Below are 4,437 nucleotides of genomic sequence, written 5' to 3' on the forward strand. Positions count from 1 at the left end.
GCCGCGGTGGGCGTGATGCTGTTCGCCGCCAAGACCATCGGCGACTTCGTCGACAGCCACCCGTCGGTCAAGGTGCTGGCGCTGGCCTTCCTGGTGATGGTGGGCATGGCGCTGACGGCCGAAGCCTTCGACGTGCATGTGCCCAAGGGCTACATCTACGCAGCCATGGCCTTCTCGCTGGCGGTGGAGGCGCTGAACATCCGCTCGCGCGGCAAGCGCGCGGCGCTGAAGGCCGGCACCAGCGTGCCGACGGCCGAGTAAGCAGCGCCCGGGGGCGCGGGGCGGCCCGCGCATGTGCCTAACATCGGCCCATGCAGTCGCCCCGCCGTGATGCAGCCGATGTGCTGCCCGCCCCTGAAGTCGCTCCCCCGCCGCCCCCCGCCTGGCGCCGCTGGCTGCACGACCTGCTGCCGGCGCCGGTGCACGTGGGCCAGGCCGAGCGGCTGCGGGCCTGGGTGGGCGCGGCCATCGGCATCCTCTTCACCGGGCTGCTGAGCCGCTGGCTGGGCGGCGGGCAGGCCGGCCCCTGGCTGGTGGCACCGCTGGGCGCCAGTGCGGTGCTGGTGTTCGCGGTGCCGGCCAGCCCGCTGGCCCAGCCCTGGTCGGTGGTGGGCGGCAACACCTTGTCGGCCCTGGTGGGGCTGGCCTGCGTGCACTTCATTCCCGATCAGGCCTGGGCCGGCGCACTCGCCGTGGGCGGCGCCATCGCGCTGATGTTCGCGCTGCGCTGCCTGCACCCGCCCGGCGGGGCCACGGCCCTGTTTGTGGTGCTGGCGCAGGTGGGCAGCCTGCGCTTTGCGCTGTTTCCGATGCTGGTGAATTCGGTGCTGCTGGTGGCCGCGGGCATGGTCTACAACCCCCTCACCGGCCGCCGCTACCCGCATGGCCGGCCGCTGCCGGCGCCCGCGCCGGCCACCGCCGGCAGCCGCTTCACCGAAGCCGACCTGGACGCCGCGATGGCCCACTACGGCCAGGTGCTGGACGTGAGCCGCGACGACCTGCAAAGCCTGCTGCAGCAGGCCGAGCTGGCGGCCTACCGGCGCAACCTGGGCGAGCTGCGCTGCGCCGACATCATGTCGGCCGAGCCGCTGGCGGTGAGCTTTGGCACCCCGCTGGACGACGCCTGGCAGCTGATGCAGCGCCGCCGCATCAAGGCACTGCCGGTGATCGATCGCGCGCGGCGGGTGGTGGGCATCGTGACGATGGCCGACTTCATGCGTGAGGCCGACCTGGCCCGCCATCACGGCCTGGGCGAACGCTTGCGCGCCCTGGTGCGGCGCAGCGGCCTCAGCCACAGCAGCAAGCCCGAGGCGGTCGGCCAGATCATGACCCGGCAGGTGCGGGTGGCCAGCGCGCATCGCCCGGTGATCGAGCTGGTGCCGCTGTTTTCCGAAGGCGGCCACCACCACATCCCCATCATCGACGACGACAAGCGGCTGGTGGGCATCATCACCCTGTCGGACCTGGTGCGGGCGCTGTACCGCGCGGTGCGGCTGCAGGGCGGCTGAGCCGGCGCCGTCAGCGGTAGGCCTCGACCACGCGGCGGCCGACGCCGGCGATCGCCGCATCGCGCCGCTGCGGCTCGGCCGGGCATTCGGTGAGGTAGGCGCACACCACCAGCGGCGCCGCGTTGGGCGGCCAGAACACCGCCACGTCGTTGCTGGTGCCGCGGGCGCCGGTGCCGGTCTTGTCGCCGGCCTGCCAGCCCGCGGGCACCGCCGCCCGCAGGCGCTGCAGGCCGGTGGCGGTGGCCTGCAGCCAGCGCACCAGCTGCGCCTGCCCGGCCGGCGAGAGCGCATCGCCCAGCACCGCCCGCTGCAGCGCGCCGGCCATGGCGCGTGGCGTGGTGGTGTCGCGCGGGTCGCCGGGCCGGGCTTCGTTCAGCGCGGGCTCGGTGCGGTCGAGCCGGGTCTGGTGGTCGCCCAGCGTGCGCACGAAGGTGGTCAGCCCCGCCGGCCCGCCCAGCGTCTGCAGGATGAGGTTGGCCGCCGCGTTGTCGCTGAGGGTGACGGTGGCTTCGCACAAGGCGCCCAGCGTCATGCCGCTGCCGTCGGCATGCAGGCGGGTCACGGGCGAGTGGTCGATCAGCACCTCGCGGCCATAGACGATGCGGCGGTCCAGCTGTTCCTGCCCGGCGTCCACCCGCTGCAGCACATGGGCGGCCAGCAGCCACTTGAAGGTGCTGCACATCGGAAAGCGCTCGTCCAGCCGCTGACCGCTGAGCTGGCCGCTGCCGGTGTCCAGCACCGCCACGCCCAGCCGCCCGCCCACGCTGGCCTCGAGCACCGCCCAGGCGGCCTCGTCGTCGCTGCCCCAGCTTTTCTGGGCGGCGCGGGCGGGCCCGCCCAGCGCGGCCAGGGCCAGCCCGGCCAGGCCGAGGGTGTTGAACTGTCTTCGTTGCATCGGGGGCTCCTTGTGGTGGTGTACGGCAGGCCGGCACCTTAACGGCGAGTGACGTGCCTGACCAACGCTGATTCGGTGCCCAAGACCGCAGAAAATCTGGGGCATGCAGTTGCCCTTGAATGCCTTGCGCGCCTTTGAAGCCGCGGCCCGCCACCTCAGCTTCACCAAGGCCGCGCTGGAGCTGCGGGTGACGCAGAACGCGGTGGCCGCGCAGGTGAAGAACCTCGAGCAACGCGTGGGGGTGCCGCTGTTCCGCCGCCTGCCCCGCGGCCTGGCGCTGACCGACGAAGGCCATGCGTTGCTGCCCCTGCTCAGCGAGACCTTCGAGCGCCTGGGCGCGGTGCTGGGCCAGCTGCGCGAAGGCCGCCCGCGCGAGGTGCTGACGGTGGCTGCGGTCGGTACCTATGCGGTGGGCTGGCTGCTGCCGCGGCTGCCCGCCTTCGAGCGGGCGCATCCTTTCATCGACCTGCGGCTGCTCACGCACAACAACCGGGTCGACCTGTCGGCCGAGGGCCTGCACCTGGCCATCCGCTTCGGCGATGGCAGCTGGCACGGCACCGAGGCCGATGCGCTGATGGACACGCCGCTGTCGCCGGTGTGCACACCCGAGATCGCCGAGCGGCTGCAGGGGCCGGCCGACCTGGCGCGCGAGGTGCTGCTGCGCTCTTACCGGCCCGACGAATGGCCGCGCTGGTTCGCGGCGGCGCAGCTGCCCGCGCCCCGCCTGCGCGGGCCGGTGTTCGATTCGTCGGTGACCATGGCGGCCGCGGCCGAGCAAGGCACCGGTGTGGCCTTGCTGCCGCCGGCGATGTTCAGCCCGGCGCTGCGCGGGGGAAGGCTGGTGCAACCCTTTGCCACCGGCATCACGCTGGGAGCGTACTGGCTGACGCGGCTCAAGTCGCGGCCGGTGACGCCGGCGATGGCCGATTTCCGCAGCTGGCTGCTGGCCACGCATGCCGCCGAACCGCCGATGCCGGAGGTGGTCGGATAGCACCTACAGCGCAACAAGCGCCCGGCCCGTGGCGCGGCCGGCTGCGGGCCCGGATCATCCGTGCACCATGGTCAGCGATTCGGCAGCAAGCCTTCCCTCCCCGCACGACGCTACGGCGTCGGCCGACCCGCCTGCGCGCCGTGGCGGCTTTGCCGGCTTCTGGGCTCGCTACAAGCGCTGGGTGGTGCCCGCCTTCGCGCTGCTGGTGCTGGCGATGCTGCTGTCGCATGCCCACAAGATCGACTGGGCCGGCGCCTGGGAGGCGCTGAAGCAATACAAGCTCAGCCTGCTGGCGGGCGTGCTGGGCCTGGCGCTGGCCAGCCATGCGCTGTATGGCTGCTTCGACCTGCTGGGCCGCCACCACACGCGCCACAAACTCGGCAAGCTGCGCACCTGGGCCATTGCGGTGGCCAGCTATGCCTTCAACCTGAACCTGGGCTCCCTGGTGGGCGGCGTCGCCATGCGGGCACGGCTGTATGCCAAGGCCGGGCTGGACGAAGCCACGGTAGCGCAGGTGGTGGGCGTGAGCCTGGCCACCAACTGGCTGGGCTACGGGCTGCTGGCCGGTACCTTGTTCGCTTCAGGCCTGATCGCGCCGCCCGAGCAGGCCCACATGACGGCCACCACCTTCCGCTGGCTGGGCGTGGGCATGGTGGTGATGGCCGGCGCTTACGTGGCCTGGTGCTTTGCATCCAAGGGCCGCACCTGGCAGTTCCGCGGCCGCAAGGTGCGGCTGCCGTCGGGCCCGCTGGCCATCATTCAGGTGCTGATTTCGGCCTGCAACTGGGCACTGATGGGCGGGGCGATGTACCTGCTGCTGGGCGGCCAGGTGAGCTACGGCATGACGCTGGGTGTGCTCATGGCTGCCGCCGTGGTGGGCGTGGTCACGCCGATACCGGCCGGGCTGGGCGTGCTGGAGGCGGTGTACCTGGCCCTGTTGTCGGGCGCCGTGCCACAAGGCAAGCTGATGGGCGCGGTGCTGGCGTACCGGGCGCTGTACTACCTGCTGCCTCTGGCCACTGGGATCGTCATCTACCTGGCGC

4 protein-coding genes and 1 pseudogene are annotated in these 4,437 nt (G+C 72.4%); 4 read left to right on the plus strand and 1 reads right to left on the minus strand.

The features are described 5' to 3' along the window. Both ABNT58_RS15945 and ABNT58_RS15950 read left to right on the plus strand, forming a co-directional pair. Nucleotides 1–261, plus strand: a pseudogene (locus tag ABNT58_RS15945) (TerC family protein); the annotation flags it as partial. A gap of 50 nt (nucleotides 262–311) precedes the next feature. After that, nucleotides 312–1,508, plus strand: coding sequence for an HPP family protein (locus ABNT58_RS15950; protein ID WP_348754441.1), 1,197 nt, complete (start codon nucleotides 312–314; stop codon nucleotides 1,506–1,508). Nucleotides 1,509–1,518: 10 nt separating this feature from the next. Here the strand turns inward: ABNT58_RS15950 and bla are convergent, their stop codons facing one another. Further along, the gene (bla, locus tag ABNT58_RS15955; protein WP_348754442.1) at nucleotides 1,519–2,403 is read right to left on the minus strand and encodes a class A beta-lactamase; all 885 of its coding nucleotides are present in this window, start codon (nucleotides 2,401–2,403) and stop codon (nucleotides 1,519–1,521) included. A gap of 103 nt (nucleotides 2,404–2,506) precedes the next feature. On the opposite strand from bla, the gene ABNT58_RS15960 reads away from it, so the two are divergent. Then, nucleotides 2,507–3,394, plus strand: a complete 888-nt coding sequence (locus tag ABNT58_RS15960) for a LysR family transcriptional regulator (protein WP_348754443.1) — start codon at nucleotides 2,507–2,509, stop codon at nucleotides 3,392–3,394. A 67-nt stretch (nucleotides 3,395–3,461) separates the two neighbouring features. Continuing rightward, nucleotides 3,462–4,437, plus strand: a 976-nt coding sequence (locus ABNT58_RS15965) for a lysylphosphatidylglycerol synthase domain-containing protein (RefSeq protein ID WP_348754444.1), incomplete at its 3' end; no start/stop codon positions are given.

The organism is uncultured Aquincola sp. (genome assembly GCF_964001545.1).
Lineage (GTDB): Bacteria > Pseudomonadota > Gammaproteobacteria > Burkholderiales > Burkholderiaceae_C > Aquincola.

Coding starts and splice junctions, on each gene's coding strand:
- ABNT58_RS15950 (WP_348754441.1), top strand. CDS start 312: ATGCAGTCGCCCCGCCGTGATGCAGCCGATGTGCTGCCCGCCCCTGAA.
- bla (WP_348754442.1), bottom strand. CDS start 2,403: ATGCAACGAAGACAGTTCAACACCCTCGGCCTGGCCGGGCTGGCCCTG.
- ABNT58_RS15960 (WP_348754443.1), top strand. CDS start 2,507: ATGCAGTTGCCCTTGAATGCCTTGCGCGCCTTTGAAGCCGCGGCCCGC.